We start from the raw sequence: 19,875 nt of genomic DNA, 5'->3' as shown, positions 1-19,875 counted from the left end.
GGCTATGTTCTTCTAAAATGATCTACCATGAGCTCCACTCATTTTAGTATAATCGAATACAATTCCAAAGGCAGGATTCGAAGCCCTACGAGTAAGTGGAGTCCCCCAGTTAAAAAGCCAATTTGAGCTGGACTTTTAAAAAAACAGTAGCCTACACATAGCACAAATTGAACAGCCAAGAGACGGTAACTGTAGACTTGGAGTAAAGGATTTGCGTGTTCAGAAGCGCTAAAGCATATGAAAGATATGGTATGTTCGTCTATATTGCCGATCTGTGCTCGTCTCAGCAACGCGATTTCAATTAGAACGCAAATGGCCTGCTTCGAAAGTTCTTATCCTGAGCTATGACTTTAATGAGGTGAATCGTGACGAGCTGAAACGAGCGCTCCACCATCGCGAAAGTGTATAGGTTGTCAGTCGACGTAAGAATCGTTTCAGAATGATCTGTTGCACTCAAAATGACGATTCTTCACTCCAATTAAATTCTCCCGCCCACTCCTTTAAACTTATCTACAAAAGCGGAGATCTTTTGAAAAACACTCTGTTTTTTAGTTAAGTATTGAGGGTTAAGTGGGCTCATTTTAGGAAGAATTCCATTGAGTTCTGTTCCATTCTCACTGGCAAATTCCTTTTTTAACGAGTTTAAAATATACCTTTTTGCTGCTTCTTCATTAAGATTTTCAGCCTGAATCAACTCTTCTGCCTCACGTTTTTGTACTGCTTGTGCAAATGAAAAGAAGGCCTCAATAATACTTGCTTTATCTTGAATATAATCCAAGTCGGTTTGATTGATGAAATCGACGACTAAGCTTTCTTTCGCGCGGTTCCCTACACTAGAACGAATCAAACGACGCACTTCTTCAACCAACAGATCCTTATCTTTAATTTTTTTATTCTTTTCAAAGATAAGTTCAAGAATATAATCCAGATTGATCTCTTGGGACTTGAGCAGATCCACTTCAAAGACAACATCTGACCAATCAATAGAAGACTGCTCTTTTTCTTTTCCGCTCTTCCCTTGATGAAGCCAATCACGAATATCATTGTAGGAGGAAAGATAATCTTGAATCGTTCTTTCTTCTGGCAATTCAATTCCTTGCATAACAGCTATATCTGCGTCACTCACGTAGTGAGTGGATTTATAATCTTCCAAAGCTTCAGGATCATTAAGATCGACGCTTTGTAGATCCTTCAGGCTTGAGAACTCATCGTAATTCTGTAAGATGTTCTCAACACGCAAATATTCACCAAATAACTTGGCAAACTCTTTCTTCTCCTTCTCCGTCGTGATCTCTTTAGCATCAGGGAAACGTTCTTGCAGCTCTTTAACTACATCCACGTAGCCACGACGTGCTTCTCCCGTTGCGATATCCGTGAATCCTTGCATGTACTCTTGGTAGCTCTTCTCTAACACGACATTGCGCGTATGATCGTCCCCAAAACACTTGATCGCATCAATCGTTGCTTTCTCCAGATCTCGGAAAGTGACGATATTCCCGAATGTCTTCGTAGCATCATAGATGCGATTCGTTCGAGAGAATGCTTGCATCAGACCATGATATCGCAGGTTTTTGTCTACGAATAACGTGTTTAAGGTAGGCGCATCGAATCCGGTCAAGAACATGCCAACTACGATCAGCAGATCAATCTCTTGTCCCTTAACACGCTTGGCTAAATCCCGATAATAATTTTGAAACTCCTTGCTGTCCACACCATAACTGGTTTTGAACATTTCATTATAATCTTGAATGGCTGAAGACAAGAACTCCTTCGCACTCTGATTCATCGCAGAAGGTTCAAACGTTTCATCCAGAATCTCACCAATTGCACTCTGCTCTTCATTTGCGGAAAAAGAGAAGATTGTTGCAATCTTGAGTGGGTTGCCGCTGTCTTTTTGCAGATGATTTAAGGTTTCATAGTAGATCTTGGCCGCGTCCACGCTGTTCACAGCAAACATTGCATTAAATCCTTTGCCACTCGCGTTCAGACGATGCGTTTTAATCTTAAAGTTACTCAGTATATATTGTGAAATTTCTCTAATCCGTTCCGGGTGCAGTAATGCTTCTTTGTTTTCTGCACCCAACAACTTCTTTTCGTCTTGCTCTTGTTCAATCATCTTGAACTTGGGGCGTACATCGTTAAAATCGACCTTGAACTTCAACACTTTCTCATCTCGAATAGCATCGGTGATGACATAAGAATGAAGCTGACGCCCGAAGACTGAGCCTGTCGTTTCTGCCCCCATCGCATTTTCGGGGAAGATCGGCGTGCCTGTGAATCCGAATTGATAGAACTGCTTGAATTTCTTATTAATATTCTTCTGGGCTTCACCAAATTGTGAACGATGGGCTTCGTCGAAAATGAAGACCACTTGCTTATTATAAAGCGGCAGAGCAGGTTCACTCTTCATCAAGTTATTCAGCTTCTGGATCGTAGTGACGATGATCTTATTATCTTCCTTCTCGATATTGCGCTTCAATCCGGCTGTACTGTCTGAACCGTTGACGCTATCGGGGGAGAAACGTTGGTATTCCTTCATCGTCTGAAAATCTAGGTCTTTGCGGTCTACCACAAAAAATACTTTTTGGATAAACGCTAGCTCTGTAGCCAACCGAGCCACCTTAAAACTGGTGAGCGTCTTGCCCGATCCCGTTGTATGCCAAATATACCCACCGCTCTCAGTCTTTCCCCAGTTCTTAGCATTATGAGAACTTTCAATTTTCCACAAGATTCTCTCGGTAGCCGCAATCTGATACGGACGCATAATGAGCAAATGATCACTACTATCGAACACCGAATATTTTAGCAAGATACTCAATAACGTATTTTTCTGCAAAAAGGTAGCGGTAAAATCTTTCATGTCTTTAATCAGCTTATTCTTGGATGTAGCCCAATTCATCGTAAAGTCAAAGCTGTTCTTGCTGCGTTTCGTCGTATTGGCAAAATAGCGGGTATCCGTTCCATTGGAAATCACAAAAATCTGTAAGTATTTATACAACGAATTGTCTGAGTTGAAGCTTTCTTTGCTATAACGATTGATTTGATTGAATGCTTCACGAATCGCGACTCCTCGCTTCTTCAGCTCGATCTGTACCACAGGTAAGCCATTGACCAATAGGGTCACATCATAGCGGTTGGCCTGCGTTCCGCTCTGCTCAATTTGGGAGATAACCTGCACTTTATTACTCGCCATTGTCTTCTTATCGAACAGATAGATATTCTGAATCTGCCCATCATCGAATACGAAGTCATAGATATAATTGTGATGGACTTTACGTGTCTTTTCCGTATGATTATCGCCCGGCCGATCTAAAAATTGCTCACAGAATCGAACCCATTCCGTATTAGAGAATTGGACTTTATTTAATTGTTCCAATTGCATCTTGATATTCGCTAACATATCATCGGATGTGCGGAGATCGGATCGATACTCATAGCCTTGACTTACGAGGTCTTGAATTAGTTCCCGCTCCAGAGCCGCCTCCGTCTGATAGCCACCGCTGGGTTGGACGACGGGTGTATATTCGTTGAGCACAATGAAATTGTTGGATTCGATAATGGGGGTGAGGTCGCTCATTTATTTCCCTCCTTAACACCTTGGAACCTGTATAGTGTTTTAATGTCATTAATCAGACGCTCTAGGACCTTCTTATCATCGGGTTTAAGTTCGACAACCTCTTCGCCAGAATGCTTAGAGTGACTGGATAGGTTAAGAATTCGGTTATAGTAGGCCTCAGAACTTCCTTCAATAGGAGATAATAAATCTCTCCAATTATGGTAACCTAGAAAAGTAGACATTTTTTCTAAAATATTTCGAAGAAAACTAAAGTGATATTTATAGACTTGCTCAGATTCTATAGCTTTATCAATTTCATTTATGAGAAAAAGGTGATAGGAAAATGGAGAATCTTTTTGATCTTCCAGCTCATAATTTCCATCATCATTTTTATCTAATCGGTATTTTTTGAAATACCCTTTTTTGTAACCTGTTTTTTTATTATCGTTATTAAATTCATTCCATAGCACGTTATAAAAAAGTGGATTATGTGTAGTTATAATAAATTTAAGATTTGGCGGATTAGATTTTATTAATTCTGCTAAATCTACTGCCAGTCTGATCAAATGTGCTTCATCTAATGAACTGACAGGATCGTCAATAAATACATACTCTAAATCATCGAACCGAGTAGGTTCTTTGTAATCGGGTTCAACCCCATTTAATACCTCAATAATCTGTTGTAAGAGCGTATAAAAAACACACCATATAAAGTTACTTTCCTCACCTTTGGAAATTTTAATATGAGTAGAAGGCTCTTCATTCCCACGCTCATACGAAAAGATTACTTCTGTAAAAGCCTCTATTGTTACCCCACCTTCATTTTCACCTGGAATCCTGTAAGCTTCATTAAAGCGTGGAGTCAATTTTTCATCAACATAATTATGAAAATTATCAATCACATTCCTTTCCTGCCCTTGCTCCTCAAATATCCATTTTGTAAAAGAGTTTGGGTATATTCTTAATCTTGGTTCAATATCATTTTGTAGATCATTATCCCAATAAAATAAATCTTCTGTGAAAGCATTATAATAGAGAATTTTCTTCATACCCATTTCTGGTACTTCCAGTTCGGTATCAATGTTTTCTGGAGATACCATTAATGATTTGAACTCTCTCGAAAGTCTTGTTTTCCCCGTTCCATTAAAAGCATAAATTAAGTGTACTTTCTTATTATCATCTTTCAAATCTTTTGCAATATTAGTTAGACTCTTCCCCATATTCTGCCTTTACCTCACTTTTCGGAAATGAAAGTAGCAAATTTCGGTAATATTCATATTGTTTTTTGCGCAACTCGATTTCATAAGGTATACCCTCAGCGATTGAAGATGTTAGGGTATCGAATTCATCGAGGATTGAGACTATTCGAGCTTGCTCAGAGAGAGATTTTTCTGGATTTTCTGTATATGGGATCGGAACTCTAACTTCCCTCAATGAATTTGCGTTAAATTGAGGTTGTCCGCCTCCTGATACTAATTTATTAGCTTGATTCCAAAAGAGATTACTCCGAGAGAAATGCCAATAATATTTAGGGTTAATAATGTCTTCATCAATAATAAGTTTGATCAAAAAACCCGCAAAAATAGCAGGATATTCTTCTTCAAAAATCATTGTTTTACCAAAAGTCGCTCCTGTACGAGCCATTAACAAATCATTCTTTTTTAAGATATACCTTTTATTTTCTTCTGTAATTTCAACAAACTTTGGTTCTCCCGCGATTAATTTCCCATTTGTATTTATATCTGTAATCCTTATAAATCTAGCATCACCCGAGTCCTGAGCTTTCGCAACATAACCATATTTAAATTCGCTACAATCACCCAAGCGCCTCCATTCGACCTGTTTTTCTTCAAAACTTAATAATTCCTCACAATAATACATGTACTGCTTCTTACGAGTTATATGCTCTACTGTAAGTTCTGCTGTAAGCTCTGCTGTAAGCTCTGTAAAGGTATCCAGAATACGAACGATTTCTTCTTGTATTTTAATTGGAGGGATAGGAATTTCCATATCAAGAATAGCGGCCATATTGGGATGTTGAATTCCAGAACCTCGATAAAATGTGTCTAACATCTTTGATCGATGCAACATCCAATAATAGAAAAACTTATTCAACATATATTCTGTATTATTAGATGTTGCTATTCTATTATCTGCCGTGACAAAACGCCCTTTATAGTATTTAAGCACATCTTTAACAGGACGAGATTTTCCCCAAGGAATAGTGACGACTTCACCTTCGCGAATATATTCACCGGCTAATTCTTCTGTAGTCCAACCAGTACGTTCTCCAGTAGATAGAAGAAAAACATCCCCTTCATCTTGCTCCAACTTGAATAGGTCTGCTGCAAGTAAATAAGGATAATTATTAACTTCAGGCTGTTTTTCGCGGCTAACTGCATTAAATCTCTTATCCCAAATTGTAACTTCCCAAATAGCTTTCCATTCAACTTCAACTCCATCAAGCAATTTATCCAAAAATTCCAATCTCATCACGATTCAATCTCCTCAACAACCTTATCGATTTCTGCACGAAGCTGATCGATCTTAGCTACAGTCTTTTTGATCACTTCATTAAGTTCATCAATATCAACGACTTCACTAGTGTCTTTTGCAACTATATAGGAACTCACAGAAAGGTTATATTCCTTTTGAACAATCTCATCATAGTCAATAGACTTTGCAGTATGCTCAACCTCTTCCTTGCTGTCAAACATGCTTATGATCTTCTCAATATGTTCATCTGTCAGCACATTATTATTGATTCCTTTTTTATAGAAATCTATACCGCTGGCATCTATAAATTGAGTCTTATTATCCGTTTTATGCTTGGAAAGAACTAAGATATTAACCGCTATTGAAGTTCCGTAGAACAGGTTCGGTGCCAATGAAATCACCGTTTCGACAAAGTTATTATCAATCAGATACTTTCTGATTTTTTGCTCTACACCGCCACGGTAAAAGATCCCAGGGAAACAAACAATCGCGGCACGGCCTTTACTTGACAAGTAACTGAGCGCGTGAAGGACAAAAGCGAAATCAGCTTTGGATTTGGGGGCTAAGACGCCCGCAGGAGCAAATCTTTCATCGTTGATAAGCGTCGGATCATCGCTACCGATCCAATTTACGGAGTATGGAGGGTTCGATACAATCGCATCAAAAGGCTTTTCGTCACCAAATTGTGGATCTAATAGCGTATTGCCCAATGCGATATTGAATTTGTCGTAGTTGATATTATGCAGAAACATATTCATACGAGCCAGGTTATACGTGGTGTGATTGATCTCTTGCCCATAAAAGCCTTCTTCAATCACATGAGCATCGAATTGTCTCTTGGCTTGCAAGAGCAAAGAACCTGAACCGGCAGCAGGGTCGTATATCTTATTAATGGTCGTTTGCTTGTGTATCGCTAACTGAGCAATCAATTTCGATACTGATTGCGGTGTAAAGAATTCGCCCCCCGATTTACCTGCATTAGCGGCATAATTTGAGATTAGATATTCATAGGCATCTCCGAATAGATCAATCTGACTCTCTTCAAAATGCCCAAAATCTAGCCCAGCCACCCCTTTAATAACGGCAGCCAGACGACTATTCTTCTCTTTGACTGTGTTGCCGAGTCGGTTGCTTGTGGTATCAAAATCTGCAAACAACCCTTTGATGTCCAGTTCGGAAGGATATCCATTAGCGGAGGCCTGGATATCTGAAAAAATAGTCGCCAGGTCGGTATTCAGACTTTCATTCGTGTTGGCCTTCTCAGCGATTCTCGAAAATAATTGGCTCGGATAGATGAAATAACCTTTGGTGAGAATGGCATCTTTCCGGATCTCTTCCGTTAGAATGTCATCTTCAAGTATTGAATAGTTGATGCTCTCATCACCACCCTCAATATATCTAGCGAAATTCTCACTAATAAAACGATAAAAAAGAGTTCCCAAAACGTACTGCTTAAAATCCCAGCCATCTACAGATCCACGCACCTCATTGGCTATTTTCCAGATTTGATTTTGTAATTCTTTACGTTGTTCCTGTACTGAATTAGACATTTCTATACCTCCAGCTTTTCACAATAAGCACTCTCCTTATTCTACACTACCACTCTTTAGACGCTGATCTTTATATTTGTCCATTATCTCCTACATTCCTAAGTTAAAAAAGAAAATCTCATTTTAGAAATTAGTTCGAACCTCCACCTGATCACAAGGCATTTTAATGAAAGGCATATTTCAGAACAACGCTACCAACACACGAATTTAAGCATGCAAAATTATATTCGTTCCCAACCCGTCACCAATTCACTGATTCGCATACTCCAAAACCCGCCGCACCAACAAAGCCACGCTCTCAACATGCACCGTATGCGGGAACATATCCACCGGCGTAACCTCAACGGTGGTGTACCCGCCATCCTCCAGCACCCGCAAGTCCCTTGCAAGTGTCGATGGATTACACGACACATACACTACCCGCTCCGGTTTCATCTGCAGGATCGTATCCAGCAGACGCGGGTCGCAGCCTTTGCGCGGCGGATCGACGACGATTACGTCCGGGGTGACGCCCTGCTCTTTCCAGTTCGGAATGACGTCCTCGGACGCACCTACCTCGAACACTACGTTATTCATATTATTAAGCTTCGCGTTTCCACGGGCATCCTCAATCGCTTCAGGTACAATCTCTACGCCATATACTTTAGCCGCATGCTGGGCCAGGAAGAGAGAGATTGTTCCGATGCCGCAGTAGGCATCGATCACCGTCTCGTTACCTGTCAGTCCCGCATATTCTACGGTTTTGCCGTACAGCACCTCAGTCTGTGCCGGGTTCACCTGGTAGAAAGAGCGCGCCGAGATGGCGAACTGTACATCTCCGATGTAATCGTAGATTACGTCTCTGCCCCACAGGACGCGGGTTTCGTTACCGAAGATCACATTCGTACGCTGGGGATTCACGTTCTGGCAGATGCTCACTACATCCGGGAGCTGCTCGCGGATGCTGCCGAGCCAGGCGTCCAGATGCGGGATGTCGCGGCCGCTTGTAACGAGAACGAGCATCATCTCGCCTGTACGGAAAGCCTTCTTCACGACAACGTGGCGGAGCAGGCCGCGGCCGGTTTCTTCATTATAGGCAGAGATGCCGAGCTCTCTGCCGATGCTCTTCACCGCAGCTACGACATTGTCGTTATGCTCGTGCTGGATCAGACACGTCTCCATATCGACGATCCGGTGGCTGCCGCGGGCGTAGAAGCCGCCGACCAGGCCGCCTTCGGTTACGCCGATCGGCACCTGGGCCTTGTTGCGGTAACGCCAAGGCTCGTCCATGCCCAGCGTCGGGCGGACGATGATGCCTTCAGCCTGCACCTCCCCGGCACTTGCACCTGCTTTATCCGCTCCATCTGTCAGCTTCGCTGCCTCTGCAGCTCCTTCCGCGCCGCCGCTTCCGGCTATATCACCCGCTTCACTCGCTCCCTCAGCCAGCCCCGCTCCCTCAGCCAGCCCCGCTGCCTCTGCAGCTCCTTCCGCGCCGCCGCTTCCGGCTATAGCGCCTCTGCCCGGCGCTCCGGCCACCTGCAGCTTACCGATCCGCTGCAGATTGTCTACTACCAGCTGGCGTTTCCATGCCAGCTGGGCAGTGTAATCCATATGCTGCAGCTGGCAGCCGCCGCACTGGTCGTAGATATCGCAGGGCGGCGCGATTCGGGCCGGGCTTGGCTGTACAAGCTTGAGCAGCTTGGCGTAGCCGTACTGCTTCTTGGTCTTGAGCACCTTGGCCTGGACCTTCTCACCGGGCAGGGCGCCCTGCACAAAGAGGGTAAAGCCATCCACCCGGCCTACCCCCTCGCCTTCATGGGTCATGCCGATAATATCGAGCATAACCTCGTCATTCTTGTTCACTGGCAGATCTGCGGCTGGCGCTGCTGCTTCCCGGCTGCCCCCACGGCGTCCGCTGCGGTGTTTACTCATTGTCTATACTCACTTCTTTCATGTTCTTCTAATGCCAAAAGCTCCAGCTGACCCGGCGGGCCACCGCACGAATCAAGTGGAGCTTTATCTTCTCTTGCTCTTACCAATCTATTGCCCTTGCTCTTACCAATCTGTCGCCCTCGCTCTACCTCTTATCCTTAGTGATTCTGCGCAAAAATCCGCAGATGCTGCGGCAGAATCTCGAATTTTCCCGGCAGGGTACCGCCAAGCTCACCGTCCAGGTTAAGCTGGACGTAGCCCGGAGAGGTAACCTCCATTGCGTCGGTACGGAAGTAAACGACCTTCTTGTCCTGCAGATGCTCACCGCGGATCGCCAGGGTGACCAGGCGGATGAACTCGGCAAGGTTACATTTCTTGACCGCGATAACGTCGAACAGGCCGTCGTCGATCCGGGCATCCGGAGCAAGCTTCTCGAAGCCGCCGACGGAGTTGGTGTTGGCAATCAGGAACAGCATGAACTCGTCATGAATCAGCTCCTGGCCGTTCGCGCGGATGTAGAGCTCCTGCGGCGACAGGCTGGCCATTTTCTCGATACCCTTCAGGTAGTAAGCAAGCTGTCCCATCATCGTCTTCAGTCTGCTTGGAACCTCGTATGTCAGCTCGGTCAGGCGTCCGCCGCCGGCTATATTAATGAAATAACGGTCGTTGGCTTTGCCGAGGTCAATCAGGCGCGACTCCTGGCGCAGAATCAGATCGCAGGAATCCTCCCAGTTCTTCGGAATGCCCATCGCCCGGGCAAAATCATTGGTCGTACCAAGCGGCAGTACACCCAGCGGGGGCCGGTTAGGCTTCTCCGCCATCCCGTTAATGACCTCGTTCAGAGTGCCGTCGCCGCCGGCCGCTATGATCATATCAAAAGTGCCTCGTTCAACAGCCTCAGCCGCTGCCGCCGTAGCATCGCCTTCCCCGGTTGTGGCATGGCAGGAGGCTTCAATGCCGCCAATATCCAGCCGCTCCAAAATGTCGGCGAGTCGTCTTTTCATTTCTTCCCGTCCAGAAGTGGGATTATAAATCAATCTCGCAGTTTTCATTACCGGAACGCCACCTGTGTATTTAAAATAGATAACCTTACTGATTATACCCAATTCAGCACCCTACAAGCAATGTTGGAGGCCAAGCAGCGCATTTTTTTTGCTATATCATACAAATTACATCAGCAGGCTATCTAAATATATCTATGCAGCAGCACCGGATTTAGACTATAAAAGCCCATTTTTACCCGCGTACCCGCTCCAGCATCACACGCACCTGCTCTTCAATCCAGTGCGGCAGCAGCGGGTGGGGCAGCAGTGTATGGCCGGTGTAGCTGTACTCCAGCCCCTGGAGCTGCCCTGGCAGTACAACCTTGGTGAAATACCCCTCACTCAAAAAGAGTGGGGCCACCAGCACACCGTAGCCCTGCCCTATCCAATATTCCGCCCGCTCCCGCAGCGTCCCGACGCTCAGCAGCCCGTAATCAGCCGCCGCTATGCCGCTGACAGCGCGCACCCGCTCCGCGAGGGAGGAGATGCCCGCTTCCCAGCGCTGGCGGAAGCCGTCATGCTTGCTGCCGTGGCCGACGAGCAGAATCACTTCGCGCTCCGGGCGGACTGACAGCTCACGCAGCTTGTCCCAGAGCATAACGGCAATGTCCGGATCGTCGTCAACCGGATAGCCGAAGTGAACCTTGGCCTGCACAGCGAACGGTTCAAGATCGGTCTCGCGCTCCGGCGCAGGCTTTGCACCCAGTGCATATGCTATCTCATCAATATGCGTACTGCCCGAAGAAACAAACAAGGGGACCACAATAAGTTCTGTGACCCCTGCATGTTCAAGCTCATCTATTCCGTCCTGAATGAGGCGGCCTTCTACCAGCTCCAGAAAGGACACTGCCACCGGCAGCGCCTCCGGCAGCGACAAATGGTTCACTGCTTCATCGACAATCTTCACCCAGGTCTTGTCCCGGGAGCCGTGACTGATGATTAGGACGCCCGGTTTCATAATATTAGCGCCCCAGACGTTCCAGCGTCATTTTGTAACCGTCATTTCCGTAATTCAGGCAGCGTTTCACCCGGGAGATCGTAGCCGTGCTTGCTCCGGTCTCAGCCTCAATCTGATTGTATGTAGAGCCCTTGCCCAGCATGCGCGCAACCTCAAGACGCTGCGACAGCGACTGAATCTCGTTTACAGTGCACAGATCGTCGAAGAAGACATAGCATTCTTCCATATTTTTAAGTGTTAAAATGGCTTCAAATAATTGGTCTATACTTTTATCGTTTAGCTTCTTAAGCTGCATCGTAGATCATCCCCTAAAAAGTTTGGTCAGCATCATCTTCACGGATTAAGCATCATCCAAAACTGGCTTTAAAGCATTAAAGCTGTAAAATCAACAAGACTATCTTGCCTCTACTATATTGCACTGGAGCAGTTTTTTCAAGCATTAACGGTTTCACGCTGTACAGAACGAAAATGACGGACATTTGTCCATCCCAGGCGCACACCGTATATCGGGTTTGGATTATACTCTATCTGTATCTGATAGGATTTACCGCCTTAACTATAGTACTACATAACCTCTGAAAATCAAGCATGGACACGGTTTCTTCACTTCCGCCGAAGCCCCGCTGGGCATCCGCCCTTTTCCGCTCATATCCCGGTTACCCGGGCGTTTGTCTATACCTTATGTTCGCCCATGACATACAGTATAGCAAACCAATAACGAAGGAATGTGATGTTATGCCTCATCATTACTATAATCATTCCCGCCGGGAGGGGCGCTCGCTGGCCGGCTCCTATGCTCCTTCAGCCTATCCCGGCATCGGTTCCTACATCCAGCCGCCGCCTCCAGTTGAAGCCGGACTGCTGCCTGCACTCGGAGCAGAAGCTGCTGATTCAGCCCTTGCCTTACCTGTAGCTGCAGCTGAAGCGGCCCCCAAAGCCGGCGGGCTGCTGGGTAACCTGGGCAATCTCGGCAATTTGGCTAATCTCGAGCAGATCAAGGGTATCGTGGACCGGATGGGCGGAATCGACGGGATTGTCAGCTCCATGGGCAAGGTGCAGAAGGTAGTCGAGGGCTTTCAGCAGATGGCGCCGATGGTGAAGCTGGTTATGGGCACTTTCGGCAAAAAGAAAGGCTCCGGCGCATTCGCCGCCGAGGAGGACGCCGCCATGTATCAGCCGAAACGCAAAAAAAGACGCCCGTCCAAGCAGCGCCGCAAATCCCCGGCCAAACCTAAAAACCGCCGGAAGTCCTCCCCTTCCTCCAATAAACGCCGCCGCTCTTAGCGGTGGCGTTTGGCTTTTTTACGTTCCCTTTATTTAAACCAGCCGCTCCGCCGGAACCAGAGAAACATACCTCCCCCAAGCAACAGCATAATCAGCAGAATAGCCGGATACCCGAAGCTCCAGCCCAGCTCAGGCATTACGTTAAAATTCATTCCGTAGATGCCGGCGATCAGCGTCAGCGGCATGAATACGGTCGTGATGACCGTCAGCGTCTTCATAATCGAATTCATCCGGTTCGAATTGAGCGAGATGTAGCTGTCGCGCAGATCGGCAGTCATTTCCCGGTCTACCTCAATCATGTCGGTCAGCTTCAGCAGATGGTCATGGATATCGCCGAAATAGACCCGCTCCTCCCCGTTACTCTGGACATGCTGCGAGTTGACGATCCGGTACATCAGGTCACGCATCGGCACAATCGTCCGCCGCAGCTTCAGCAGCCGGCCGCGCACCTTGAACACCTGACTCATCAGCTCTTCTACGGATTCTTTTTCACCCATGCCCTCAAGATCCGCCAGCTCATCCTCCAGGTTGTACAGGCTCGGAAAATACCGGTCAACCAGCTTGTCCATCACGGTATAAGCCGCAGCCACCGGACCGCCCGACCAGCCTTTGCGGCTGTGAATTTCCGCCTGCACCAGCGCCCAGGCCTCGTCCATTTCCGGCTTCTGCTGGTGGTGATATGAGACGAGGAAGCTCGGGCTCAGGAACAGGTCTATCTCCTCTGCCTCCAGCGTCTGCTCATTAAGTGCATGCAGCACAAAAAACTGCACATCCTCATAATAATCCAGCTTGGGCCGCTGCAAAGTATGCATGCAATCCTCAATCGCCAAGGGGTGGAAGTGAAAATAGCTGTCCAGCAGCCGTGTCTCCTCCGCCGTCGGTGCATTGAAATCCGCCCAGATCCAGGCATAATCAGCAATCATCATGCTCTGGAGCGGCAGGCCGGTCAGCACCTCCCCCTGATGGGTTACCGCCAGTGTACGTATCATGAATGAGACCTCCGTTTACTCCTGCTTCCCTTGCTGCAGCGCTCTATTCCTACTATTGTACAGCATGGAACGGCCTTCACCCAAATTGCACACCGCTAAGGACTTCTCCGCGCAAAAAAACCACCCGTCCGCAAAGCAGCGGCTATGGTGGTTACTTCATAACATTATAAGTTGTGGTATAACCGGCTATGAAAGGTCAGCCGCGCAGCTTGTATCTTACGCAGCCTGATTACATTAGACTGCCGGCATTTCGTTTGATTTTCGCCACTTCATTTGCGGATTCCAGGGCGTTTACCATGATTAGCTGGAAAAACGTCAGTTAATTCTGCACATTTACCAATTTGGACGCACTTTCGGCAAAATCAAGTTACCTTTTTCCAATTAAGCGCCCGATAATAGGCTTCTTCCGCAAATTAACTATCCAAATTCCACTTAATCGAATGAAAATACAAACCCTGCACACTCTTCACAGCAGCGAGTCATAAATCAGCCGCTCAACTTGCCGCCCGCCTCAGCGTATCCGTATCCATAAGCCGTAAGCTGCCTCACCGCCCAAGCCCCTCCAGCAGCTCCAGATGCAGCACCTGCAGGAACTTTTTGATGTTGACCTTCACCTTGCCGGAATCCCGGCCCAGCTCAATCTCCTTCATCTTCAGCCGGACCTCCTCGAAGTCGAAATAGAGCGGCGCGTAGTGCTCGAACTTCGGATTGCCGTAGTCGGTCAAGCCGATCGAGGCCAGGTTGGCCAGCCCTGCGGACAGGGCACGGCGCAGCCGCTGCTCGATTGCCTTTACTTCCTTGGCGGCCTCTGCCGGCGAGGATTTATAGGTGGCCGCAGCCATCTCGTACAGCTCCTTGAGCGGCGGAAGCGTGCGGTTATCCTCTCTGGCTGCTACCAGCTCCATCATCAGGATGATGTCTCGGCTGCCGCCCTCGGAGATCATACCCATATTCATCAGAATAGGCTGGATAATCTCTTTCACGGTCCGTTTGCTCACCGCCGCCTGCGCCAGTCCGAACTGCAGCCCCTCCAGCTTACCGAGACTCGACTTGATCTCATCCAGGTAACGGTTAATCGCATACCGCTCGTTCACCTTATGCAGTACCGATTCGACCTCAATCTTATTGATCGGCTTGCGGATGAAGAACTCGATGCCGCTGCGGTAGGCGCGCCCGACCATATCCCCGTTCTCGATCTGCGAGATCATGACGAATTTGGAGCGGCAGCCCTGAGCCTGCAGGGAATTGATTGTCTCGATGCCGTCCTGATCCGGCATCAGCAGATCCATCAGCACAATATCCGGACGCTCCTCCAGAATCAGACGTACACCGTCCTGCCCGCCTTCCGCTGTACCAACCACTTCTCCAAGCCCGCTGTCCTCGATGATATGCTGCAGCATTCTTCTCGCAGTGGCATCATCATCCACAATACAGAAAGATAACGGCATTCCCTACTCCTCCTTCCGCAGCCCGCTTGTCGGTATTTTAATCTGAAACCTGGCCCCGCCCAGCTCCGAGACCGGATCAACGGTAATCTGCCCCGCAAATAAATGGACAATATCCTGCACATGCGACAGCCCGATCCCCGTAGCCGCCACACCTTCCTGATTGAACTTGGTCGTAAAGCCCGGCTCGAACAGCAGCTCACGGTCACGCTCCTTAATCCCGCCGCCGCTGTCAGCCACACTAAAGACGGTATATTCCCCGTCCTCTCGCACATCCAGGGTGATGCTGCCGTTACCTTTTATCACTTCAACCGCATTCGCTGTAAGATTGCCGAGCAGAGTCAACAGGGGAGTATAGCTGGCGGTAATATAGTCTGAGGTCATATTTAAGGTGAACTGAATGTGCTTGCCGAGCATTTCGGCATATTTGGCATTGCTCTTCATCGTAAATTTCATAATGACGGACAGCGGCAGATCACCGGTCACCTCACGGTCGGCCAGCTTCACAAGCCCCGCCAGAATACGTTGCGAATCCTTCTTCACTTCATGAATCTGCTGCGTGATATCAAGCACCTGGCGGCTGTACGGCTGCTGCGTCTCCTCCGCCTTAAGACTGCGGTACAGATCATAGCTGCTAAGCGTAACACTCTCCAGTGTGCCAATTGATTTTTTCAGATAAAAGACTTCGCCATACAGCCCGGAGCTGAAGCTCATCATCTGCTCCATCCGCCGGTTCTGCTCCCGCTGCGTAATCCGCAGCTGGCTAACAGCAATACTGCTGTAGACACCGGTTGTAAAATACGTGCGGACGACGGCTATCGCCATCAGAAAGGTCCATTCATTCAGCCGGAAGGAGGCGGAATCCAGCACAATCAGCCGGGTCAGCAGCTCCATTTCGTTCGACAGGAGATCAATCACCGCCGCAACACCGCCCAGCACGAGCGGATGGAACGTATCGATCCGGCTTTTGATCAGACTCATCAGCACGGCGAAGACCATATAGTAGATCATTGCCGAGAAATGGCTTGTCAGGCTCTCCATAGCCGAAGCTCCGCTGCCGCCCACAGCATCCATCCCTGTGCGGAACAGCAGTACCACAATTCCCGTGGCAATCCCTGTCGTAATATAAGGAAGACGCCTCATTAAAAGCAAAAACAGCAGAAACGCACTGCTGCCCATTGCAATCCGGAAAACATCGCCGTCAAACGGATTGATTTTGAATTCTCCGGCTATTGCTGTACCGAAAGCTGCCATGAATATCTGCACGGCTCTATTTTTGAGTATAAATCGTCCCATCAACACTACTCCTGCTTATGATGTTGTCAACTATACTACCATAACAAACGGTTGTTTTATATGCCTGACACACTTTTTCTTGAAATTATACCGTTTTATGCTCCAGCCGTCTGGAAACCAGCGACAGCAGGTAATTCACAACGAAGTACATCAGGGCAACCATCAATAAGATAGGAATTGTGTAGCTCTCCTTCTGGCCCATAACAATCTTCGCATTATGCATCAGCTCCGGCAGTGCAACAATCGTCGCCAGCGACGTATCCTTGAGCAGTGAGATGAACTGGCTGACCAGCGGCGGCACCATATGTCTGAGTCCTTGCGGGAGTACAATATGCCACAGGGTCTGGAAGCTGCTGAGTCCGGACGAGCGTGCGGCTTCAATCTGCCCTTTATCTACAGCAGCCAGGCCTCCCCGTACAATCTCGGCAATCATTGCTGCTTCAAATACGGTAAGTGCAGCAATTGCAGCTGTAATCAGCCCCATCTTGATCCCGATCTCCGGCAGCGCAAAGCGTACGAAAAAAATAATCAGCAGCAACGGCAGGTTACGGATCAGCTCAACCAGAAAGAACATGACCGGTGAGAGCACCGGAACCTCCGCATAGCGGATCACACCGACAACTACGCCGATGATAAAGCTCAGAATAATTGATACAAAAGCCACAATCAGCGTGATATACAGGCCGTCCATCAAAAAGCCTAAATTAGCGGGTGAAAATGCACCGGCAAAATCCATACGATCCCTCCTCAGGTGCTTCGTTCTAGTACTTGCTCTGCAGTCTGCGTTCCCATACCCGTACGCCGTAGCTAAGCGGTACAGTGAGCACCAGATAGAATACCGCTACAAAAATATAAGTATCGAACGTGCGGTACGTCTCCGTGGAAATACTGTCCGCGAAGTACATCAGGTCAAATCCGGCGACAAGCGTCAGCACGGACGAGTTCTTGATCAGGTTAATGAACTGGTTGCCGAGCGGCGGAATAACCAGCTTAATTGCCTGCGGGAGAATAATATGCACCATCGCCTGGACATAGCTGAGTCCGGACGAACGGGACGCTTCCATCTGCCCTTTAGGGACAGCCATAATGCCCGCGCGGATCGCCTCAGCAATAAAAGCCGAGGTATATACCGCGAGTCCGATCGTCCCCGCCTTGAAGCCGTCGAGCGTAAAGCCAATTGCTGACGGGCCATAATAGAAAATACATACCACGAGCAGCAGCGGAATATTGCGGATGAACTCAACATAACCCATTCCGAACCAGCGCAGTGCTTTAATGGTAGTAATCCGGAACACCGCAATCACTGTCCCTATCACGAAGCTGCCGATCAGTGCCAGTACACTGGACAGCAGAGTCCCCCAGAACCCTCTCAGATATAGATCGAAATAATTAGTCAATATCGAAAAATCCATCACTCTCACCTACCCTTGCCTGCAAAATAATATATCCTGCTTATCCGTTTCTGGCGTCTTCCCTTCTTACAAGAAGAAACGGCAGAGCCGTCCTGTACAGGCCGGGTACCGTTTCGCTGTCCTTATAGGGTGAGAATAATTCCAGGCTTATTTCGCTGGAGCTTTACCGATCCATTTCGTATAAATGGCATCATATTCACCATTAGCCTTCAGTTCAGTCAGTGTATCGTTGATGGCCTGAACGACATCCGTGTTGCCTTTTTGTACAGCAATGCCGTAAGGCTCATCCGTGAACGGTTCGCCTACAACCTCGTAGCCTTCATCTTGAGAAGCCATACCGTACAGAATCGCATCGTCTGTTGTCAGCGCATCCCCTTGGCCTGCCTTCAGGGCTGCGAATGCATCCTGATAGTTATCGAATTCCAGCACAGTGATGCCCGGAACCTTTTCTTTGATGTTCTTGATCGAAGTAGCTCCCTTGGAACCGAGGATCTTCGTATCCTTAGTTACACTTTCAAGTCCGGTGATCGGGCTGCCCTTTTTAACGAGCAGAGACTGTCCGGCCTGGAAGTATACGTCGGAGAAGTCAACTTCCTTCTTACGTTCTTCTGTGATCGTCATCGTAGCTACAACCATATCGATCTCACCGTTGTTAAGCATCGGAATACGTGTCTTGGACGTAACCTCCTTCAGCTCAATTGCATTTTCGTCGCCCAGGATATGCTTGGCAATGGCTTTGGAGATGTCAATATCGAAGCCTTCCACGTTACCGGAAGCAGGGTCTTTCAGTCCGAACAGCCGGGTATCGTACTTCACACCGACCAGCAGCTTGCCGCGTTCCTTGATCTTGGCAACCGCGGCCGAATCCGTTGATTCTCCGGCAGTATTACCGCCCCCTGCAGCGGTGTTCCCGGTGTTGTTATTGCCGCAGCCGGCAATTACGAACAGTGCAGCAAACAGCAGCAGGCTTACCCATTTCACGCTCTTGATCTTCATCATTTCTCTTCCTCCCCATAATCTGTATATTTGGTTAATGGCTTAACACACGGCTGAGAAACGTACGTGTCCGTTCTTCCTTGGGACTGGCGAAGAATTCCGCCGGTGCCGCTTCCTCCACAATCTGTCCCTGATCCATAAAGATCACCCGGTCAGCAACCTCTTTGGCAAAGCCCATCTCATGTGTCACAACCACCATCGTCATTCCCTCGCGGGCCAGGTTACGCATGACATCCAGCACCTCCCCGACCATCTCCGGATCAAGCGCCGAGGTGGGCTCGTCGAACAGCATAATCTTCGGCTTCATGGCCAGGCCCCGGGCTATGGCGACACGCTGCTGCTGTCCGCCGGACAGCTGGTTCGGGTACGACTGTGCTTTATCGGCAATCCCGACCTTCTCCAGGTAATACATGGCTGTCTTCTCCGCCTCTGCCTTAGGCAGCCCAAGCACCTTGACCGGTGCCAGCGTAATGTTGTCGATCACCTTTTTGTGCGGATACAGATTGAAATGCTGGAACACCATCCCGATCTCCTTACGCAGCTTGTTAATGTCTGTTTTGCGCTCATTTACCGTTATTCCGTCAACAGTCAGCCCGCCGCTGGTTATCGTCTCCAGCCGGTTGATACAGCGCAGCATTGTGCTTTTACCGGACCCGGAAGGGCCAACCACGACGACCACTTCCCCTTCCTCAACATGCAGGTCAATACTTTTCAGCACATGGAAATGCCCGTAATGCTTCTCTACCTGATGAAAATCAATCAACGACAGTCCTCCTTTGCAAGCTTTTATAGTTAGATGACCTTAAGCCGTTCTCTGTTAGCTATGGTAACACTTAAAACACACCTTACTGCGAAGACTACCATATCCTACAATATCCTACGATTTATTGTAAAATTTCATGTCATTTTATTTTCTGAAAGTGAGATATTTCATTTTCT

The 19,875-nt window shown here is 47.8% G+C and carries 16 protein-coding genes; 1 reads left to right on the top strand and 15 read right to left on the bottom strand.

Annotated elements, in window-relative coordinates; genetic code table 11:
* Positions 1–478 precede the first annotated feature (478 nt).
* The 8 genes from R70331_RS03055 to R70331_RS03020 all read right to left on the bottom strand — a co-directional run bounded on the left by R70331_RS03055 (position 479) and on the right by R70331_RS03020 (position 11,809).
* Positions 479–3,577, bottom strand: a complete 3,099-nt coding sequence (locus R70331_RS03055; protein ID WP_042172759.1) for a type I restriction endonuclease subunit R — start codon at positions 3,575–3,577, stop codon at positions 479–481.
* Positions 3,574–4,776 (bottom strand): AAA family ATPase, encoded by a 1,203-nt coding sequence (locus tag R70331_RS03050; RefSeq protein ID WP_042172758.1) that lies wholly within the window; start codon positions 4,774–4,776, stop codon positions 3,574–3,576. Before R70331_RS03050 ends, R70331_RS03055 begins: the two co-directional genes overlap by 4 nt.
* Positions 4,757–6,052, bottom strand: a complete 1,296-nt coding sequence (locus R70331_RS30935) for a restriction endonuclease subunit S (protein WP_197071385.1) — start codon at positions 6,050–6,052, stop codon at positions 4,757–4,759. The genes R70331_RS03050 and R70331_RS30935 overlap by 20 nt, the downstream gene beginning before the upstream one ends.
* Positions 6,049–7,602: a type I restriction-modification system subunit M gene (locus R70331_RS03040; RefSeq protein ID WP_042172754.1), complete on the bottom strand. Its 1,554-nt coding sequence runs from the start codon at positions 7,600–7,602 to the stop codon at positions 6,049–6,051. The genes R70331_RS30935 and R70331_RS03040 overlap by 4 nt, the downstream gene beginning before the upstream one ends.
* A 249-nt stretch (positions 7,603–7,851) precedes the next feature.
* Positions 7,852–9,513 carry a 23S rRNA (uracil(1939)-C(5))-methyltransferase RlmD gene (gene rlmD, locus R70331_RS03035; protein WP_042172752.1) on the bottom strand — a complete coding sequence of 554 codons (1,662 nt, stop codon included), beginning with the start codon at positions 9,511–9,513 and terminating at the stop codon, positions 7,852–7,854.
* A 158-nt stretch (positions 9,514–9,671) separates the two neighbouring features.
* Complete coding sequence (locus R70331_RS03030) at positions 9,672–10,565, bottom strand: diacylglycerol kinase (protein ID WP_042172750.1); 894 nt, start codon at positions 10,563–10,565, stop codon at positions 9,672–9,674.
* A 184-nt stretch (positions 10,566–10,749) separates the two neighbouring features.
* Positions 10,750–11,517, bottom strand: a complete 768-nt coding sequence (locus R70331_RS03025; RefSeq protein ID WP_042172747.1) for a sirohydrochlorin chelatase — start codon at positions 11,515–11,517, stop codon at positions 10,750–10,752.
* A 1-nt stretch (position 11,518) separates the two neighbouring features.
* Positions 11,519–11,809: a YerC/YecD family TrpR-related protein gene (locus R70331_RS03020; protein WP_039869680.1), complete on the bottom strand. Its 291-nt coding sequence runs from the start codon at positions 11,807–11,809 to the stop codon at positions 11,519–11,521.
* A 440-nt stretch (positions 11,810–12,249) separates the two neighbouring features.
* Between R70331_RS03020 and R70331_RS03015 the strand changes: the two genes are divergently transcribed.
* Positions 12,250–12,798 carry a hypothetical protein gene (locus tag R70331_RS03015; RefSeq protein WP_042172745.1) on the top strand — a complete coding sequence of 183 codons (549 nt, stop codon included), beginning with the start codon at positions 12,250–12,252 and terminating at the stop codon, positions 12,796–12,798.
* Positions 12,799–12,827: 29 nt separating this feature from the next.
* Here R70331_RS03015 and corA read toward each other — a convergent pair whose 3' ends face one another.
* From corA to R70331_RS02980, 7 genes are all read right to left on the bottom strand, one after another.
* The gene (gene corA, locus R70331_RS03010) at positions 12,828–13,787 is read right to left on the bottom strand and encodes a magnesium/cobalt transporter CorA (protein ID WP_042172743.1); all 960 of its coding nucleotides are present in this window, start codon (positions 13,785–13,787) and stop codon (positions 12,828–12,830) included.
* Positions 13,788–14,332: 545 nt separating this feature from the next.
* Positions 14,333–15,235 carry a response regulator gene (locus R70331_RS03005; RefSeq protein WP_042172741.1) on the bottom strand — a complete coding sequence of 301 codons (903 nt, stop codon included), beginning with the start codon at positions 15,233–15,235 and terminating at the stop codon, positions 14,333–14,335.
* Between the two features lie 3 nt (positions 15,236–15,238).
* Positions 15,239–16,528, bottom strand: a complete 1,290-nt coding sequence (locus R70331_RS03000; RefSeq protein WP_042172737.1) for a sensor histidine kinase — start codon at positions 16,526–16,528, stop codon at positions 15,239–15,241.
* An 85-nt stretch (positions 16,529–16,613) separates the two neighbouring features.
* Entirely contained in the window at positions 16,614–17,264 is a 651-nt protein-coding gene (locus R70331_RS02995) for an amino acid ABC transporter permease (protein WP_042172735.1), read from the bottom strand.
* 25 nt (positions 17,265–17,289) lie between these two features.
* On the bottom strand, positions 17,290–17,940 hold the full coding sequence (locus R70331_RS02990; RefSeq protein ID WP_042172732.1) for an amino acid ABC transporter permease: 651 nt from the start codon (positions 17,938–17,940) through the stop codon (positions 17,290–17,292).
* A gap of 147 nt (positions 17,941–18,087) precedes the next feature.
* Positions 18,088–18,939 carry a glutamate ABC transporter substrate-binding protein gene (locus R70331_RS02985; RefSeq protein ID WP_042172730.1) on the bottom strand — a complete coding sequence of 284 codons (852 nt, stop codon included), beginning with the start codon at positions 18,937–18,939 and terminating at the stop codon, positions 18,088–18,090.
* 31 nt (positions 18,940–18,970) lie between these two features.
* Positions 18,971–19,699 (bottom strand): amino acid ABC transporter ATP-binding protein, encoded by a 729-nt coding sequence (locus R70331_RS02980; protein ID WP_042172728.1) that lies wholly within the window; start codon positions 19,697–19,699, stop codon positions 18,971–18,973.
* Positions 19,700–19,875: the final 176 nt, after the last annotated feature.

The organism is Paenibacillus sp. FSL R7-0331 (assembly GCF_000758645.1).
GTDB lineage: Bacteria > Bacillota > Bacilli > Paenibacillales > Paenibacillaceae > Paenibacillus_AQ > Paenibacillus_AQ camerounensis.
This window is presented reverse-complemented; position numbering and strand designations above follow the sequence as displayed.

What these genes read in the sequence shown, in the direction of transcription:
- R70331_RS03055 (WP_042172759.1), bottom strand. Translation starts at nt 3,577, where the DNA reads ATGAGCGACCTCACCCCCATTATCGAATCCAACAATTTCATTGTGCTC.
- R70331_RS03050 (WP_042172758.1), bottom strand. Translation starts at nt 4,776, where the DNA reads ATGGGGAAGAGTCTAACTAATATTGCAAAAGATTTGAAAGATGATAAT.
- R70331_RS03040 (WP_042172754.1), bottom strand. Translation starts at nt 7,602, where the DNA reads ATGTCTAATTCAGTACAGGAACAACGTAAAGAATTACAAAATCAAATC.
- rlmD (WP_042172752.1), bottom strand. Translation starts at nt 9,513, where the DNA reads ATGAGTAAACACCGCAGCGGACGCCGTGGGGGCAGCCGGGAAGCAGCA.
- R70331_RS03030 (WP_042172750.1), bottom strand. Translation starts at nt 10,565, where the DNA reads ATGAAAACTGCGAGATTGATTTATAATCCCACTTCTGGACGGGAAGAA.
- R70331_RS03020 (WP_039869680.1), bottom strand. Translation starts at nt 11,809, where the DNA reads ATGCAGCTTAAGAAGCTAAACGATAAAAGTATAGACCAATTATTTGAA.
- R70331_RS03015 (WP_042172745.1), top strand. Translation starts at nt 12,250, where the DNA reads ATGCCTCATCATTACTATAATCATTCCCGCCGGGAGGGGCGCTCGCTG.
- corA (WP_042172743.1), bottom strand. Translation starts at nt 13,787, where the DNA reads ATGATACGTACACTGGCGGTAACCCATCAGGGGGAGGTGCTGACCGGC.
- R70331_RS03005 (WP_042172741.1), bottom strand. Translation starts at nt 15,235, where the DNA reads ATGCCGTTATCTTTCTGTATTGTGGATGATGATGCCACTGCGAGAAGA.
- R70331_RS03000 (WP_042172737.1), bottom strand. Translation starts at nt 16,528, where the DNA reads ATGGGACGATTTATACTCAAAAATAGAGCCGTGCAGATATTCATGGCA.
- R70331_RS02995 (WP_042172735.1), bottom strand. Translation starts at nt 17,264, where the DNA reads ATGGATTTTGCCGGTGCATTTTCACCCGCTAATTTAGGCTTTTTGATG.
- R70331_RS02990 (WP_042172732.1), bottom strand. Translation starts at nt 17,940, where the DNA reads ATGGATTTTTCGATATTGACTAATTATTTCGATCTATATCTGAGAGGG.
- R70331_RS02985 (WP_042172730.1), bottom strand. Translation starts at nt 18,939, where the DNA reads ATGATGAAGATCAAGAGCGTGAAATGGGTAAGCCTGCTGCTGTTTGCT.